The organism is Scytonema sp. PRP1 (assembly GCF_036697665.2).
Taxonomy (GTDB): Bacteria; Cyanobacteriota; Cyanobacteriia; order Cyanobacteriales; family Nostocaceae; genus Kalymmatonema; species Kalymmatonema gypsitolerans.
On sequence record NZ_JBAHYJ020000078.1, the window covers coordinates 1 to 17695 of the forward strand.

The 17695-nt window shown below is 41.3% G+C and carries 15 protein-coding genes; 10 read left to right on the forward strand and 5 right to left on the reverse strand.

Annotated elements, in window-relative coordinates:
- Positions 1 to 25 precede the first annotated feature (25 nt).
- From nagA to V5G28_RS17695, 5 genes are all read left to right on the forward strand, one after another.
- Positions 26 to 1267, forward strand: a complete 1242-nt coding sequence (gene nagA, locus V5G28_RS17675) for an N-acetylglucosamine-6-phosphate deacetylase (protein ID WP_332994717.1) — start codon at positions 26 to 28, stop codon at positions 1265 to 1267.
- Positions 1268 to 1362: 95 nt separating this feature from the next.
- Positions 1363 to 2046 (forward strand): magnesium protoporphyrin IX methyltransferase, encoded by a 684-nt coding sequence (gene bchM, locus V5G28_RS17680; RefSeq protein WP_332994688.1) that lies wholly within the window; start codon positions 1363 to 1365, stop codon positions 2044 to 2046.
- Positions 2047 to 2242: 196 nt separating this feature from the next.
- A complete protein-coding gene (locus V5G28_RS17685; RefSeq protein WP_332994690.1) occupies positions 2243 to 2629 on the forward strand; it encodes a nuclear transport factor 2 family protein in 387 nt (128 codons plus the stop codon).
- Between the two features lie 153 nt (positions 2630 to 2782).
- Positions 2783 to 3274: a hypothetical protein gene (locus tag V5G28_RS17690; RefSeq protein WP_332994693.1), complete on the forward strand. Its 492-nt coding sequence runs from the start codon at positions 2783 to 2785 to the stop codon at positions 3272 to 3274.
- 27 nt (positions 3275 to 3301) lie between these two features.
- Positions 3302 to 3679 (forward strand): DUF423 domain-containing protein, encoded by a 378-nt coding sequence (locus V5G28_RS17695; protein ID WP_332994695.1) that lies wholly within the window; start codon positions 3302 to 3304, stop codon positions 3677 to 3679.
- Positions 3680 to 3932: 253 nt separating this feature from the next.
- Here V5G28_RS17695 and V5G28_RS17700 read toward each other — a convergent pair whose 3' ends face one another.
- Positions 3933 to 5900, reverse strand: a complete 1968-nt coding sequence (locus V5G28_RS17700; RefSeq protein ID WP_332994698.1) for an AAA-like domain-containing protein — start codon at positions 5898 to 5900, stop codon at positions 3933 to 3935.
- Positions 5901 to 6414: 514 nt separating this feature from the next.
- On the opposite strand from V5G28_RS17700, the gene V5G28_RS17705 reads away from it, so the two are divergent.
- From V5G28_RS17705 to psb35, 5 genes are all read left to right on the forward strand, one after another.
- Entirely contained in the window at positions 6415 to 8406 is a 1992-nt protein-coding gene (locus V5G28_RS17705) for a PAS domain-containing protein (RefSeq protein WP_332994700.1), read from the forward strand.
- Positions 8407 to 8672: 266 nt separating this feature from the next.
- Positions 8673 to 9272: a cytochrome b/b6 domain-containing protein gene (locus tag V5G28_RS17710; RefSeq protein WP_096570156.1), complete on the forward strand. Its 600-nt coding sequence runs from the start codon at positions 8673 to 8675 to the stop codon at positions 9270 to 9272.
- Positions 9273 to 9380: 108 nt separating this feature from the next.
- Entirely contained in the window at positions 9381 to 10103 is a 723-nt protein-coding gene (locus V5G28_RS17715; protein WP_332994720.1) for a molybdopterin-dependent oxidoreductase, read from the forward strand.
- Between the two features lie 267 nt (positions 10104 to 10370).
- The gene (locus tag V5G28_RS17720) at positions 10371 to 11813 is read left to right on the forward strand and encodes a bifunctional orotidine-5'-phosphate decarboxylase/orotate phosphoribosyltransferase (protein ID WP_332994708.1); all 1443 of its coding nucleotides are present in this window, start codon (positions 10371 to 10373) and stop codon (positions 11811 to 11813) included.
- Between the two features lie 135 nt (positions 11814 to 11948).
- Entirely contained in the window at positions 11949 to 12176 is a 228-nt protein-coding gene (psb35, locus tag V5G28_RS17725) for a photosystem II assembly protein Psb35 (protein WP_073627754.1), read from the forward strand.
- Between the two features lie 160 nt (positions 12177 to 12336).
- Here the strand turns inward: psb35 and V5G28_RS17730 are convergent, their stop codons facing one another.
- The 4 genes from V5G28_RS17730 to V5G28_RS17745 all read right to left on the reverse strand — a co-directional run bounded on the left by V5G28_RS17730 (position 12337) and on the right by V5G28_RS17745 (position 16813).
- Positions 12337 to 12759 carry a tellurite resistance TerB family protein gene (locus V5G28_RS17730; RefSeq protein ID WP_332994711.1) on the reverse strand — a complete coding sequence of 141 codons (423 nt, stop codon included), beginning with the start codon at positions 12757 to 12759 and terminating at the stop codon, positions 12337 to 12339.
- A gap of 102 nt (positions 12760 to 12861) precedes the next feature.
- Positions 12862 to 14280: a 16S rRNA (cytosine(967)-C(5))-methyltransferase gene (locus V5G28_RS17735; RefSeq protein ID WP_332994712.1), complete on the reverse strand. Its 1419-nt coding sequence runs from the start codon at positions 14278 to 14280 to the stop codon at positions 12862 to 12864.
- A 247-nt stretch (positions 14281 to 14527) separates the two neighbouring features.
- Positions 14528 to 15976 carry a glycoside hydrolase 100 family protein gene (locus tag V5G28_RS17740; RefSeq protein ID WP_332994713.1) on the reverse strand — a complete coding sequence of 483 codons (1449 nt, stop codon included), beginning with the start codon at positions 15974 to 15976 and terminating at the stop codon, positions 14528 to 14530.
- Positions 15977 to 16492: 516 nt separating this feature from the next.
- Positions 16493 to 16813 (reverse strand): hypothetical protein, encoded by a 321-nt coding sequence (locus V5G28_RS17745; RefSeq protein WP_332994715.1) that lies wholly within the window; start codon positions 16811 to 16813, stop codon positions 16493 to 16495.
- Positions 16814 to 17695: the final 882 nt, after the last annotated feature.

A 17695-nucleotide genomic window follows, 5' to 3' on the forward strand; every position in this document is an offset into this window, starting at 1 on the left:
ATTGAACTATCTTCTTGCTGACGTGATGACCGATGCAACACAAAGCCTGATTGGTACTCCTGTAGACATTATCAATGCTCGAGTACTCGGCAGTTCAGATTTGCAGATGCTCTCAATTAACCCACAGGGCATAGTTGAGCAAATCCTACCAATGTCTAAAGTCCTCAAACGGGTTCCGCCAATTGAGTTGCAAGTGTTGGATGTTGCTGGCGACTGGATTTCTCTGGGCGGTGTGGATTTGCAGATTAACGGCGCGTTAGGGTTGGCATTTCCTGATTTATCAGCAGAAAATTCTCACCAATTGGTAAAGATCTGTGAATTTTTGTGGGATGTGGGAGTGGACGCTTTTTTACCTACCCTGGTGACAACTTCGGTAGACAATATTCAGCGATCGCTTGCTGTCATCTCTGATTTTATGAAGTTTACCTCCAACCCCTCTTTGTATGGGGAGGGTAGTGCCAAAATTTTAGGAGTGCATTTAGAAGGACCATTTTTGAATCCTCAAAAGCGTGGCGCACATCCAGCAGAGTACCTGTTACCTCTTACTTTGGAGGAAGTAAAGCGGGTTTTGGGTAATTACGCTCATATTGTGAAAGTCATGACTTTAGCACCGGAGTTAGATCCAACAGGTGAAGTGATGACTTATTTGCGTTCTTTGGGTATTACTGTCAGTTTAGGACATTCCCAAGCCACAGCAACAGAGGCGCAAGATGCTTTTGAACTAGGTGCAACAATGGTGACTCATGCTTTTAATGCTATGCCACCATTACACCACCGCGAACCAGGATTGTTAGGGGCGGCGATTGTTCATCCTCATGTTATGTGTGGTTTTATTGCTGATGGTCAGCACGTCTCACCAACAATGCTACAAATTTTACTACGTGCCAGCAGTCCCCCCTTTTCTCAAGAAGAGCAAGGGGAGATATACAAACAAAAACTTTTCCTTGTTAGTGATGCGCTTGCACCTCTGGGATTGCCTGATGGGGTGTATCCTTGGGATAATCGGCAAATTGAAGTGAAGAACGGAACGGCACGACTCCCGGATAGAACTTTATCGGGGACGACTTTACCTTTATTGGTAGGTGTGCAAAATTTAGTGAAGTGGGGAATATGTGATGTAGAAAGGGCGATCGCACTTTCTACCATTGCACCACGAAAAGCTATTGCCGCCTCAGCAATTCTCTCTGGTGCTGCTGCTAGTCAATTATTGCGTTGGCATTTAGATGAGCATACACAAGAACTCTCATGGCGGCGGTTGTTGTCTTAATATTTTGCGCCAGGACGCACAACTAAGCAAAGATATTCTTAGTGGTTCGCACACATGGTACTTTGAAGCATTGGAATGGTTAGATCTTGAGTTTCATGAACGCAGCCGACGATAAAACGATAGTTAAAGAATATTTCAATTCCACAGGCTTTGACCGTTGGAGACGTATCTACGGTGATGGCGAAGTCAACAAAGTCCAGCTAGATATTCGCAATGGACATCAACAAACAGTTGATAAGGTACTCGGCTGGCTCAAAGCTGATAACAATTTAGCAAGTCTATCTATCTGCGATGCTGGATGTGGTGTAGGCAGTCTCAGCATACCCCTTGCGGAAGCTGGAGCAAAGGTCTACGCCAGCGATATTTCCGAAAAAATGGTAGAGGAAGCCAAGGAAAGAACCATGAGCATCTTGGGAACCGAAAATCCCACATTTGCTGTGCAGGATTTAGAAACCTTAAGCGGTAGCTATCATACGGTGGTTTGCTTGGATGTTCTCATCCACTATCCTCAGCAAAAAGCAGATGAGATGATTTCTCATTTGTGTTCTTTAGCACAGTCACGGCTGATTCTCAGTTTTGCACCAAAAACCTTTGCTCTGAGTTTGTTAAAGAAAATAGGTAGTTTCTTTCCAGGTGCTAGTAAAGCGACTCGCGCCTATCTACACCGTGAAGCTGATGTGGTGAAAATTTTGGCAAGTAATGGTTTTACTGTGCAACGCCAGTCTATGACTCGCACTCGCTTCTATTTCTCTCGCTTATTGGAAGCAACACGCCAGTAAGCTTAAAATCGCAGCAAGATAAGTAATATCTTTTGCTGCGATTATAAAACTCCTTAGCAAGGAGAGGGCGCCGGAGGCGGGCAAGGTTCTTCGTTTTTACAAGTCTTTCTCCGGACATGATATTAATGGGTTGCATCAACAACATCGAAAAAGCAAAATGGAAAACTCAGAATTTGCTTGTTAATTGGTAACAATAATGAACAACATTGAAGTCATTCAAGAACTTTATCGGGCATTTCGTGAAAAGGACTACGACGCCTTTCTACGTATTAGCACAGAGGATCTCGAATGGGTTCAAAACGAAGGGTTTCCAGGCGGTGCTACACACAAGGGTGCCTCCGAAGTCGTTGAGAGAGTTTTCAAAGCCAACAACAATAACTGGGAAGGCTTTGCTTACGAGATCAAAGAAATCCTTGATGCAGGCACAACGGTAATCGTTATTGGGATGTACAGTGGACGTCATCACGTTTCCAGCAAGTTTATGCGTGCAGCCGCCGCCCACCTCTACGATCTTCGTGACGGCAAAATCTGTCGCTTCCGTATGTTCGCGGACACAAAAACAATCTGGGACGCAATGTCTTGATAGCCAAGATGGCTAACAAGCAGCGTAGCAGCCAAACAAAATCAGCAAAAGTATAGTAATTTTTTCTATCGCTGCTCCTAATTTCAATGAGTGGAAGCTTGAGGTAACTAAGGTTAGAATCACAAGCAAGGTTTCAATCTGAAATAAAAAACTATGAAGACTGCTGAAAAATTAGCTGCGGGTTGGCTGCTTACACTCGGATTCATGTTTTTGTCGCTCTCAGCGTCTGCAGTCATGCAGAAACATGATATGCAGAAGGAAATTGTACCACGTTGGATACCAGTGGCAGATTCTCCAGATTTTCGTAATGAACCTGCAATCACTGTACTTGATAATACCGCGTTGAATGGTCTAATTTTTGGCGTTCCTACCTCAGTTCTGGGAGTATGGCTAGCATTGGGAGCATACCGTGAAAGTCAGCAGGAGAAAAAGGCGATTAAGGCACAAGCGAAGGATCAGCTACAATCTACCTTTTATCAGATGATTCAAGAGAATAATGGACGCATCACTCTTGTCAGCTTTGCAATGCAGTCACAACTCCCACCAGCAACCGCCAGGCAATATCTAGATGAGCAAGCTAAATTATTCAATGCTAACTTTAAGGTAAGTGAAGAAGGGGGAATCTCTTACGATTTTTATATTTAAAGAGGAATTTGGCAGAAATTGAACCCCATGACGCAAATTTTTTTGAGTGTAGCAGCCATTCTAGGCGGTTTATCTGTAGCTGCAGGTGCTTTTGGCTCCCATGCTTTGCGGGAAAAAATCAGTGAGCGATCGCTAGAAATTTTTGACATCGGCGCTCGTTATCAGATGTATCATGCTCTAGCACTGCTCGTCGTGGCACTACTCCTCAGCCGTATCGAGTCACCTCCGCCGCTCCTTTTAGCAAGTGGCTGGCTGTTCATTATTGGTATTACCATTTTCTCAGGGAGCTTATATGCTTTGAGCTTGAGCGGTGTCAAGTCTTTAGGAGCGATCGCTCCAATCGGGGGAGCAGCATTGATCGCAGGTTGGGGTGCTTTAGCTTTTGCCGCTTGGAGTTTCAAATAGTTAAAAATTATGAATTATGAATTATCAATTGTAAAAAGAATGATCATTCATAATTCATAATTCTTAGCCGTAGCAACACTTAACAGTTATTTGGGTATTCCAACAAATAAATTATCCCCTAACAGTGGGGTGGGCATCTTGCCCGCCCAGTTTATTTGAATGAAGTAATTATTTATCTGTGTCCATCTGTGTCCATTTGTGGTTCATTATTTCTTTGGTGTACCTTACTCCGGGTTGCAAACGGCTATAACACTTATTTAAGGACAACGCGATCGCGTCCTTTGCGTTTTGCTTGAATAAGCGCTTTTTCAGCAGCATTGATTAGAGTCTCAGGCTCTGTTTCAGATTCTGGTATCATGCTAGCAACACCCAAACTGACAGTTAAAACATTAGCTGGAAGACCACCCATACCAGGATACTCGCAGGAAATTTCCAATGCTTTGACTTGCTCGCGGATGTTTTCAGCGATAGATATAGCAGTCATCGCATCTGTTTGAGCGAGAATGGCAAATTCTTCACCACCATAACGAGCAACTAATACTGAAGTACGTTCATCGCTAGTACACACAGGACTCTTAACTGTGCTGACTTGTGAGAAACTGCTATAACCCAGCAGACGCTTGACGCAATTATCAATAACCTTAGCGATTTGCCGTAAACAATCATCTCCTGCTGTATTACCGTAGTTCTTGTTATAAATTTTGAAATAGTCAATGTCGCACAAAATGAGTGATAGGGGAGTGCAATTGCAAGTCGCTTTTTGCCACTCTATTTGCAAGTGAGTGTGAAAGTTGCGGCGACTAATCAGTTGAGTGAGTTCATCCAAACTAGAAAGAACGCGTAATTGCTGGTTCTCTTTTTCCAACTGATTCACCCGAGAATTGTTCCCATTCTGCCTTGCTTTAAGCTGTCTAAAGTACAAACGATACAATTCATATGTTGGAGTACAGTACTCGCCTTGCAAGTTGACTAGCCCCATACTCTGTAATTTATATGCAACAACTGGCTCTAATTTCACAGGGCTTGTCGCAAAAATGACCTCAGCAAAAGCAGCTTCCAATTCTGGCTGCTCTCGCAGTGGTAGCACATATTGTCTTAAATACTCGTTGTAAATTCCTGTTTCTGTAGGTGCTTGTTGCAACAGTTGCTCCAAATCCCGTTGTAACCCACCCTTACCCATGAGAGAATACAAAGCCAGTCGAACTAAATAAGGATGTCCTCCAACCATTGCCATCAATCTCTCAACTTCGGAACCATTTGTCCAGTCCAGTCCGTGACGTTGTGCCAAATCTTGCACTTGTTCTTTTGTAAACGGCGGTAACTTCAGTGGTAATCCGATATGAAATGGAGATGGAGTCAGTCTGAGGACAACAAAAATTTCCGTTGAGTAAGCCAAGACAAGACGAAGTTTTTGCCAAATTTCTACTCCTTTGGCTTGCTCGTACCAGAAGCGTAGCAATGATAGAAACTCGTCGGTAATTTCTGGATACTCAAATACCCAATCCATCTCGTTTAATACTAAGACAAGGGGATTTTTCAGAGAAGGCAATAAATACTCTTGAAAGTACAAAGAGCAGCTGACTTTACTGCCAATTTCCTCATTCCAATAATCATTGAGTTTTGGTTGTAGCCCTAACTTCTGGGTAATATTGGCACAGAACCAGCGCAAAAATTTATCGATGTTGGCAAATACTGCTTTGTCTGCTTGCTGAAAGTCCAAACTTACGGTGCTGTATTCAAGATTGGCTGCGTGAGCAAGAATGCGTAAGATCAGGGAACTCTTCCCCATCTTCTTAGGAGCTTTGATGCAGATGACACTCCCTGGTTGTGCTATTTCTGCGTAAGCAAGCTGTTCAATTGGTGGGCGAGGAATGTAGAATCTAGAATCAAGCGATACCGGACCACAAGGAAATTCTAAGGATATGGCGATCGCTGTACGGTTGAATTCCCGAATCACCTGCTGTTGTGCTCTATTCAAGCGTCGAGGTTCCAAAGTCTGACGGAAGTTAGATTTATTTATCGGTTCTTTCCAAACTTCACTCAGCAATTGCCATAAATGAGAAGCTACTTTTCTAACTCGCTCTTCTCCGTAGTGTGCTTCCGAGGCTACACTACCATAAGTTTTGCCATCCCACGCAGAGCGCAGCACTATTTCTTGGAGTGGAGTTAAAGCGTTTGGAAGGGTTGCTTTTAGTAACAGTAGGACTTCTTCTATAGTCATTAGTCATTGCGTCCGACTTCTGTGTAAGAGTTCCTGAAATAATTTTTCTTTGGAAAATTTTAAGTAATCAGAATAACCTCAATGTAGCTCCTCAGTAGAGAGGATAGTCTGTCTTGTTCAAAAAAGCTACAAAAAACTATTGACATTTTGTTGAATATATGTAATTGCAGCCCACTTCAGGTTACAGTTTTTTGAAAAATCTTGTGACGTATTAGAATTTAGACTTTTTGTAGATTTATATACTGACTTGAAGACATTTTTACACAGTTAATCAAGGAAATGTAGCCTATTTTTTCTCAATAAATGTCTTAATGACCAAAAGACTGGTTACATTCCTGCGTGTACGTTTCTCTAGGTTCAATTCAAATTAGTGGTAGGGGTGATTGATTTCCGAGTTAATCACACAAAAGTTAAAAGAATGTTAACAAATTCGGCACTTTCCATGTTTATACTGTCGTCAGGGTGCTAAGACAGCTTAGGAGCTACAGGATATCTTCCTCATCGTACAGCAGCTATGTATATCGAAGGACCAGCTACCAACGAATGGGAGTTACAGATCTCATCACAAAGCACCCAAAACATCCCAAAGCAAGAGCAACTGCAAACAGCCCAAGTATTGTTAGAAAACTGCCAATGCTTGCAAGCGGATTGGCAAGAGGCGTTAGCAACCAGTGGTTTGGGGTTGTGGAATTGGAATTTGGTGACTGACAACATTTATTACACCCCTCACTGGAAGCACATCCTGGGGTATGAAGCAGAAGAAATCGAAAACAATCGCACATGTTTTAAGCGACACGTACATCCACAAGACTTACCCAAACTTTGTGAGGTTGTGAACGACTATCTGCAAGAGCGTACACCAGTTTACGAAGTCGAATTTAGAATGTTGAGTAAATCCGGTGAGTGGAAGTGGATTTTAGATCGGGGAAAGGTTTTGCAGTGGGACGAATCTGGAAAGCCAGTGCAGATGGTGGGAACGCACCAGGATATTACTAAGGAAAAACGGTTAGAAGAAGCTTTAGAGCAGCAACAAAAGCGAGAGCAACTGTTTAATGCTCTCCGCAAGCGCATCCATTCTTCTTCTCGGGTGGAACTCATACTCCAAACTGCTGTAGAAGAAGTGCGGCGGTTTTTGCAAACTGATCAAACAGTTATTTACCGCTTTGGGCCAGACGGAAGTGGTATGGTCGTTTTTGAGTCAGTCAAAGAGCCATACCTGGTTGATTCATTCATTCAAGATCACACCAAAATCAGTTTGGTTGTTCCCATTCTCTTAAAAGTACAAGAGGATGAGAACAAGCCATCCGCCTCAATCCAAAATCCACAATTAGCGCTTCTCAATTCCTGCTTAGGAGAGAGTCAAAATCATTTATGGGGACTACTCATAGCTTATGACTGTTACAGTTCCCGTCAATGGCAAAAATGGGAGATAGAGACTGTTAAACAACTGAGTGTAGAAATTGCGATCGCCTTACAGGGTGATGCACTTCAGGCGATCGCCCTCAAGCAATGCCAATTTGAACAAATCCAAACAGAAATTGCTTCAAGACTCTTTGTCGAAGCGCAAGAAAAGAAAAAATCTCAACAGTTAGAAAATACGCAAGAAGAACTCAAAAATACCCGAGAGCAGTTATTGCAGAATGACAAAATGGCTAATCTCGGTCAAGTTGTGGCAGAAGTAACTAATGAAATTTATCACCCCACTGACTTCATTCACGCCACCTTGTATTCTGCTAGCGATTACGCTGAAGAATTAATCCGGCTTTTAGAACTTTACCAATACTACTATCCCAATCCTGTGTCAGTTATTGCGTCACAGCTTCAACGCCTCGACCTTGATTTTATTAAGACAGATTTTTTGAAATTGTTGTGGTCAATGCGAGCAGGATCTGAGCGCATGAAAGAAATGGTTTTTGCCTTACAAAGTTTTTCAAATTTTGACGATGGTCAAATGAGAAAAGCTAACCTGCATGAAGGACTTGGTCATGTTTTGAGGATTTTGCAGCATCGCCTCAAAGAACAGCCAGATAGACCACAAATTGAGGTCATTAAGGAATTTGCGGACTTGCCCTTAGTGGAGTGCTATCCTGATGAGCTAAATCAGGTGTTTATAAATATTTTGGCTAATGCAATTGATGCCATAGAAGAAAGGTTGAAATACGATGATTTCACTCCCAAAATTTGGGTTCACACAGAAGTTATTCAAAGCCATCTATCGTTAGTTAGCAAATATGATCAACAACCATTGAAACAACACAAAATTGTCATTCACATTTCTGATAACGGTAAAGGTATTCTCCCCCACATTCAAAGACATATCTTTGAGCCCTTCTTTACAACCAAATCAAAAAGCAAAGGCAACGGACTGGGGCTATCAATCAGCCAACAAATAATTGTCGAAAAACATCAGGGTAAGCTGCAGTGTTATTCTCAGTTAGGTAAAGGTACAGAGTTTGTCATCGAGATAAATATCAAAGCACTACACCGATATCATCAAACACGGTAGCTTTTAGGTAGCCAGAATTTTCGTAGAACCCCACCCTGTTTTTGTCTTGCGCCAAAACCGCCCCTCGCCTTACTAAGGCATGGGGTCAAATCAACGTAAAATAAAGGTTTGAAGGTGATTTTTGATACCAATCGGTTTAGACCCCTTCTTTTTGTTTCATTTTTCATACCTATCAACTAGGTAGTAAGGTGTAAAGTATAGGAGTACAATATCTTGCGCCCCTCTCAACCCAAATTTATAAGCTAGAGATGTGAACAAGCTTATCTATGACTTCGACTATTCCCCATAAAACTGGCAAATTTCCAACTCAAGCAATAGGAGCCAAGATTTTCCACTGGATTAACATAATTAGTTTGTTTATTATGCTCACCAGTGGATTGCAAATTTACAACGCCAATCCTGTTTTTGGTGGACGAGCAGGTTTGCACATTCCCCCTATATTTACTTTAGGAGGTTGGCTCGCTGGAGGTAGACACTGGCATTTTGCTGCTATGTGGCTATTTTCGCTTAATCTTTTGTGGTATGGAATTTATATTTTAATCAGTCGGCGCTGGCGACATCGATTTGTAGGTGTCAATGACGTTAAAGCATTGCAAAAAAGTAGAAATCCCAAACGCCTAATTTATGCTTGGCACCGCATCGTATATACAGCCATTATTCCTATTTTGCTGCTGGCTATATTTACTGGTATAGGAATGTATAAACCTGCTCAGTTCCCTTGGATTGTAGATATGTTTGGCAGCTGGCAAGCACTGCGAATCGTTCACTTTTCTTCGGTACCGATGGTTATTTCCTTTGTAGCGGTTCACTTTTTATTAGGACGTAAGGCTGGAGGTGAGGAGTTAACTGAATCTATGTTTTGGTAGTCGTTAGTGGTTAGTTCATGGAAAATTTGACAACTACCAACTACCAGCTACCAACTTATGTACAGACGCGCCATGGCGCGTCTCTACAACTACCAACTAACTAATACTATGAATTTAATTCGTGTCAATCGTCCTGAATTATCACGCCGTCAGTTTCTAAAAGTTTCTGGACTCTCTAGCATGAGTGTTCTTCTTGGTGGATGTGGTACACCAATATTTGAAGATGTTGTGGGCAAACTTTCTGAACCGCTCAATCAGAAGCTTGAAGCTTTCATACTTAACCCACAAAAGCCGGTGCCAGAATTCTCTCCCACTGAGATTGAACCAGAAGGTTTGTTAATTAATAGCTTCAGATATACTCCAATTATTGACCTGGCAAAATATCGTTTAATTATTGACGGTGAGGTCAATAATCCTCTGAGCTTAAGTTTAGCAGAAATTCAATCTTTGCCTTTAACGTCCATGATAATTCGCCACGTTTGTGTGGAAGGTTGGGCGGCAATTGTACAATGGGGAGGCGTTCGTCTACAAGAAATCGTTGCTCTTGCCCAGCCTAAAGCAAATATCCGATATGTTTACTTCAAATCGGCGGATGGTTACTATTCAAGCTGGGATATTGCTTCAAGTTTGCATCCCCAAACTTTATTAGTTTATCAGAAAAACGGTGAACCTTTGGCAGTAGAAAATGGTGCGCCCTTGCGTTTAGCTTCTCCCGTTAAACTTGGATATAAGCAAAGTAAGTGGGTAACTCAAATTACACTTGTGAGTCAATTGTCCCCTTTGAGAGGCTATTGGGAAGACCAAGGTTATGAATGGTTTGCAGGACTTTAAAAATTCGCTCATTCAATCGCTCATTCAAAATTCAAAACAGCGTTTTCCGACCCAGGAGGCGAAGCCTCCAAACCCTCGTTACCAGGTTGAACGTGGTAACGAGATATTAGAGCCTCTGGCTCGTGTTGGGTGCAAGCTCTGAGCAAATAAGTAATTAACTACTTATGAAATACAGATAAATTCATACCTTAGTAGACTGGAAACCGCTATAAATATTTACCAATTATAATTTTCTTTATTTATTTGTTTATTGTTTTAGCAAATATTATGAACTTCTTTGATAAATTAAATCAAGCAATTTCACAAAATCAAAGTTTACTATTTGTAGGGTTAGACCCCAATCCAGAAATGATACCCGCCCGCTACAAATCTCAAGATATCATTTCTGGCTTACGGGATTGGTTGCAATTTATAATTTCTGAAACAGCCGATAAAGTCTGTGCCTATAAGCCTACACTTGGATTTTATGAAGCTTTAGGTGCTCCAGGTATAGAATTACTGCAACGAACTCTAGCAGCTATCCCCCGTGATATTCCAATTATTTTAGACGCCAAACACAGCGATTTAAACACCAGTACTATCTTTGCTCAGACTGTATTTGCTCAATGGAATGTAGATGCTATAACTTTAAGTCCCTATATAGGACAAGACCATGTAGCCCCTTTTTTGGTTTACCCAGATAAGGCTGTTTTTATTTTGTGCTGTACTTCTAATCCTACTGCTGTCACTTTACAGCAATATCCTTCAGTTGAGGCACCTCTTTATTTACAAGTTGTCAAGGAATCAAAAAATTGGGGAACTCCAGAACAACTGGGTTTAGAAGTGGGAACTACGAATCCTGATATTTTGGCTGGTATTCGTGCAGTTTCTCCCGAACGAATTATTATGGCTCGTAGCATCTGGGCAGAGGGTAACAACCTTTCCAAAATTTTAGCAGCTGGTCTGAATGCTAACGGTGATGGTCTACTGATTCCTGTCCCTCAAGATATGTTGACACAGGAAGATGTATCTGAGCAAGTTCAGTCTTTGCAAGCAGAAGTGAATCAAGCAAAAACTGAAATTATTTATGATGCTTCGAGTTGTTCTGTATGGTTACCTGATGTTTGTTTATTAGAACAACACCCCTTACAAGACCTGATTCTGCAACTTTATGATATTAGTTGCATTATGTTTGGTAACTATGTCCAAGCATCAGGTGTCACATTTCCTTATTATGTCGATTTACGGAAAATCATTTCTAATCCGCAAGTTTTCAATCAAGTTCTCAATGCTTATGAGGATATTTTGAAAAGCTTAGAATTTGATAGAGTCGCAGGTATCCCCTACGGCTCTTTACCTACAGCAACTGGTTTAGCCTTACGTCTCAATTGTCCCATGATTTTCCCTCGTAAAGAAGTGAAAGCACATGGAACTCGAAGGTTAATTGAGGGTGAGTTTTCTCCTGGAGAGACGGTTGTGGTAGTTGATGATATTCTCATCAGTGGTAAAAGTGTAATGGAAGGAGCAGGAAAGTTAAAATCTGTGGGATTAAATGTCAATGATATCGTGGTTTTTATCGACCATGAACAAGGGGTAAAAAATCGGTTACAAGAAAATGGTTATCGGGGTCATTCTGTTTTAACCATGTCGGAAATCACGGAAACCCTGTATCAAGCCGGACGAATTAATGAAGAGCAATTTTCTGCTTTAAGTGAACAATCAAATGTGTAGTACGATGTTTTGTCTGTAGTAGTCAAACAGTCCTGCTTTACTCTCGCTATGTTGTTCTCCCCTGCGGTGGATGTTGGTGATACGCTCTTTCTATAGGGTCTAATGTAGTGTTGCCTACTATAGGAGGTTATACTCATGTATTTTTTCATGCAAGCAGCAGCGCAAGCAGCTAAAGAACCATACCAATTTCCTTGGGCTTTCACAGCTGTGTATGTGATTGGCTTTCTTGCTGCTGTCACCATCGGCTCAATTGCTTGGTACAACTCTAAGCGCCCCGCAGGTTGGGAAGACAAAGAGCGTCCTGACTTTGTGCCTAAAGTTGATAAAGATCCAACTCCAGGGTTGGGTGAGCCGAAGTCCTAGATAGTACTGAGTTGTGAGTGTTCAAGAGCTAGTATCATACGTTCTGATTTTTTTATTTTGATAACAAAAAATAAGTGACAGAAAGACAAGTACTTACTCAGGATTCATTGCTCACAACTCAGAACTCTGTTGGACTCATTGCTCAGAACTGAAAGAACCCTCAGTTCTGAACCTCAACCCAACGGCGGTAAAGCTTTTGAATTTGTTTGAGAATGCCGTTAGACCCAGGTTGGGTTGAATCATTTTTGTCTGATAATTGTTGTAATTTCGTCAGGAGTCTTGCTTCTTCTGTTGCTACTTCGCCATCACTGTAAATTAAGCCACTGATCGCTTCAATCAGGTTTTGGTAATCTGCTGCGCTGGGGCGATCGCCTAAATATTCCTTCACCCACTCGTCAAACTGTTCTGGCTGTACAGCAACCAATTCATGCAGTAAAGGCTGAATTTCTGGATTTGTCGCCACGCCCTTTTCCTGAGCTATTTTGCGGAGATATTCTCTCTCTTCTGGCTGGATTCTGCCATCAATCCAAGCTGCTCCAATCAGGATTTTAACCAAGTTTGTCACACTGGAATTATTAACCATATGTTTTTCCTCAAGGAATTAGGAATTGGTCTTCTTCCCTATTTTCCCTATTCCTCATTCCTCCTTCACGGAAAAATTTTACATTTTAAATAGTATTTACCCTTAATTCTTGGTTTTTCTTAACCGCACCATAAAAAAGCCATCCATGTCCTGTTGGTGGGGCAAGACTTTCATCCAGCCTTGTGCTGTGGAGTACGCCCCAGCAGGGGAATCCACACTCGAAGGCTCTATTTCCCAATTTGGATGTTCAGCCAGAAATGACGAAACCACATCTTCATTCTCTTTTGGATGTAGCGTACAGGTGGAATAAACAAGGACACCATCTTGCTTGACAAAAGTAGATGCATGTGCAAAAAGTTGTTTTTGAAGCAGCGAGAGTTCTTCCACACTTTCTGGTGTCTGTCGCCAACGAGCATCAGCATGGCGGTGTAAAGTCCCCAAACCAGAGCATGGTGCATCCAGTAATACGCGCTGAGCAGTGTTTTGAAACTGGGGCAAATTACGGCTGTCACCAGTACAAATTTCAATAGATTGTAACTTCAGCCGTTGAGCATTTTTTTGTAGTTTTACGAGGCGAGAGGCGCGATCGCAAGCAAAAATTTTCCCTGTATCCCTCATCAACTCTGCAATGTGAGTTGTTTTACCCCCTGGTGCCGCACAAGCATCTATCACCACCTCACCTGGTTGCGGGTCGAGTAAATGACTGACCAACTGGGCGCTACTATCTTGTACAGTCCACCAACCCTCGTTATAACCAGGCAGATTTTGAATAGGACCAGCATTACTGATCAATCGTAAAGCTTGCGGTAGGTGAGAAACACGTTGGAACGCAACATCAGCAGATGACAACGCCGCCTCAACTTCTTCTATTGAAGTGCGAAGGGGGTTTATGCGCAGGTCAATTGTAGGAGTTTTGTTCATCCATAAGCAAAGTTGTTCTGTTTCTGCCAAACCGAATTGTTCCACCCAAACTTGAATAATCCAGTCAGGAAAGCTGTATAAAATACCTAAGCGTTCCACGGGGTCAGAAAATTGAAGAGACAAGAAAGAAGATAAAAAACTTTCTTCATTCTTGATTGTTCCATCTTCTTTCTTTCCCAAACGAATATATTGCCGCAATAAACCATTAACAAAACCCGTCAGTCCAGAAAAGCCATTCTCTCTAGCGAGTTGGACGGTAGTATTTACAGCAGCACTTTCAGGAATTCGTTCCTGATACTGTAGTTGGTACAAGCCCAAATGCAGAATCGTGCGGAGGTCTTTTGGCTGTTGATGAGATTTCTTTTTACCTAATTGGTCGATGAGGGCGTCAAGGGTACGCTGTCTTCTGGTACAGCCATAAACTAATTCTGTGACAAGGCGGCGATTGGCTTCGCCACTGCCCCTTGGGCAATCGCTATCAGGTAAATTTGCTTTTTGCAGCACTCTATCTAGGGCAATGTCAGCATAAGCCCCCTTGTGAACCTCTCGCAAGGCAATAAAAGCTAGTTGACGGGGGGATGTGAGCAATTCAAAATTCAAAATTCAAAATTCAAAATTGGACAAGCCGATGGTAGCAAGTATCCTAGAGGTCTTGCTTGTACAAATGAAATGCATCAGACCTCTTGGGGAATGTGAGTTCCATCTGTGTCCATCTGTGTGTATCTGTGGTTCATTATTCTTTTTTTTGAAATGAATGCAAGAAGTCTATTCATGTGATGAGGTGCGTTTACGTGACCGTAACGCACCCTGGTTGGATGAAAATTAACTTTAAGTTACTTTACAAGTTTTAACTCAAGTACACAGTGTCAACTTGAACCAGTTCAAACTCACAAGCCCTAGAAGCAGGTTCTACGGTAAATGGCGCAAAAGTTACTAAAGGTAAAAATGTGGGGTTTTGCAATAGTTCTTTTGCTAACAAGAATCCAGCGATTGTCCAAGTTTGATATTTTCTGGCTTGTTTGCCCATCAGTCGCCCTTTCTTACCGTCGTAATACTCTGGCCATTCGTCTAGATGCAAGCGTGCTTCTGCAATTTCAACAGCCTTATGTCCAAGCTCAATTCTATTGGTTTTCACAGCAGCCGCTGACAACAACCATAATAAGACTGGCCAACTTCCACCATTGTGATACGACCAAGGTCTATTTTTAGGGTCACATCCAGTGACAATTCTGTACTCGTCGTTTTCCAAAGCTGGAAAACAAATTTTCATGGGCATATCTCCCACCAAATCATCCCATCTCTCCTCAATGAGATTCATAATTGCTTGTGATTGCTCTTCACTCGTCAGATCTGAAACAACAGCCACCAAGTTTCCTAAAGAAAAGAAGCGAGTATCTAGCTGTGAAGGTCCAACATTACCAACGAGGAAACCGCCTTTTCTTGGCAGCCATTTGTCCAATTCATAATAGGGTAACGAATCTGCATATATATTGAAGGGATTAGCTGCTGCTTTGCCATACTCTTCACTCTTGAAGCGATAGATCTTGTTTAAGCGATGAAGATCCATCCAATAATACTGGCGAATATGAGTCCGTAGAAGCGGCAAGCGATTATCGATCGCTGTCACAATATCTTCGTTACCCTGACAAATCAACAGTTCTCTAGCAGCACGCAATGCAGCAAAAAATAGAGCTTGAATTTCCAGGGGATGCCCATAGATACCCATACGACGGTCAATCATACAAGCCCCGTCTGGAACCAAGATCGTTGGGTACATATCAAACCGAGTTGCCAAACACAATTCCATAATCAATCTAAGACCGTGTTGGAACTGAGGTTGATAAGCCAGAGAAAAATCTTTTGTAGCAACTACATAAGCACGCAATAAAATCACCCACCACAAGCAGGAATCAACAGGTGTGACTCGCGCAATAGCGTGTTCGCCAAAATCTGCTTCGAGATATTCTTCCTCACCATCACAGACAACTTTAAAGCTAGCCGGCATTAAACCTCGACCCGGCTTATAAGCATCTAATTGCCTTTCTTTAGGCTGTAACTTTAAGGTTTCTTCTAAAAAGTTGCGGACAATATCCGTTCTACCTTTCATTAGAAAAATGAGAGCAGAAGATACAAAATCCCGAACAAAACACTGATCGTAATTCAGCGCCTCTACTGTTGAATCATACGCAGCTACCGTCCCTACAGGACGACCTTTATAATAGAGAATCGACTTTTCTAGCGCTGTCCACGCCTCTTGTTCTATACTTTCACTCGATACCAAGTCATCTAATTGCATTGTAGGGAAAACTCCTTTTCTCTAGTCACTTATGGTTTTGTTGTAGATGCACCAATGATGAAGTTATTGCTGCTATTCTCATCATAACAATGCTGATTAATTGAATAGCAAATACGAACCGCTACACGAACGATTAGCACAGCAACAACGGCTCTACCTGATCATTTTTCGCGGCTTAATTGAGAGTTATTTTCTTTGGGTTAATTATCTCTTTCTAAATGAAAGCCGTTGTTTTTTTACTTCAAACAGTCGCATAAACCTATTTTTTCATGATGTGTTGCTCTGTTTGAAATCCAATAACCTTGGTTTTACCAAACAAATACATATTTCAGCTAGTATGTAATGTTTGCATAATTTTGTTGTTTTTCTTAAGTAGTTCTACTTAAATTAAAAAGAGATAATTTGGACTATGAATGAAATAATTTGACCACGCCCATATGATAAGAATCTATAACAAATTTTCACAAGATGCAATATGATTTTTAACTTTCTTTTTCACAGTTTAATAAAGGCTGCTTATTGTACCTCAATTCCTCTTAAATGACGACCTTGTAATAGGTAAAAGAGATAAAACAGATAACATAAAGCGTAGAAAAGTACAGGCAAAATACAGGTTTTACGCGCTGGCTTGCAGAAAAATTCATAAGCAATACAGGTGAAGATTAAAGTAACTTTTGAAACAGCAATTTTTTTTACTTGTCTTGAAAAGAGTAACAAAACTGTGTGATTTAGCAGTTTAGCTAAAGTGAAATCTACTTTTTGTGTAACAGCATTCGACATTTCTTCGCCAAGTACTCCATCGTTTACTGAATTTTTACCAAAAACAGGCATTTTCACCGTTTAGCTGAGTGCTTCATCCAAAGACAACAAAGCAATAGCAACTAGCTGTGTGCCAAAATGCAGCAGCTAACGGTGTAAGGTATTGAACAAGTGTAAAGACCCGTAAAAGTAGACCCTAGGAACAGATGCATACCGCTTTTCTAGAACACCGATTCACTAATCCCAAAAACCCGGTTTCTGTTCCTGAAAGGATGGATTTTTTCGTTGGCTGTAGAGACGCCCCATGGGGCGTCTCTACAAAGAATGGTTTTTAGCTCCGAATGTCTGAATACTGAATTGGTGTTCTAGGATGGCGGCATAACCTTTGGGTACTTCCTCTACAGGAGAATCCTATTCTATTACACTGATTCAATGGAAAATGTGATTTAAAAGTCTACCTTGAAATCTAGCAGTGTGCAGCCTAACTCGCTCTCTAAGAGTGACCGAGACTGATTTTATCTCGAATCACATTCTGTAGAAATCATTACAGTGGATGAGAAACTTTGTAACCTACCGCACAAAATTCATTATTAGACACACCCTTATAAGTACTGATTAAGAATTCTTTATGATTTTTTGCATGAGTCTTAACTAAAATCACCAGAAGAAACAGTATCTATATATACAGAATACCCTAAGATAAATATTTTTGTTCAGTAAGAATCCGTAAATTATTTGATACTTATTGTAAAGCTTGTGTAAAGTTGGACGTTGAGTTTTTTACTGATCATTTAGGTAAATTTGCTCTCGTATATTTATCTTGTTTTTTTAGTAATTAAGTATAAATAGGCATTACACAACACGCCTTGTAAGTGATAACTAATATAGCAATCCTCCGCACAGTTGTGAAAATTCAAGACAGACATCCCCTACTTTCTAACAAGTTCGGGGATCTTATTT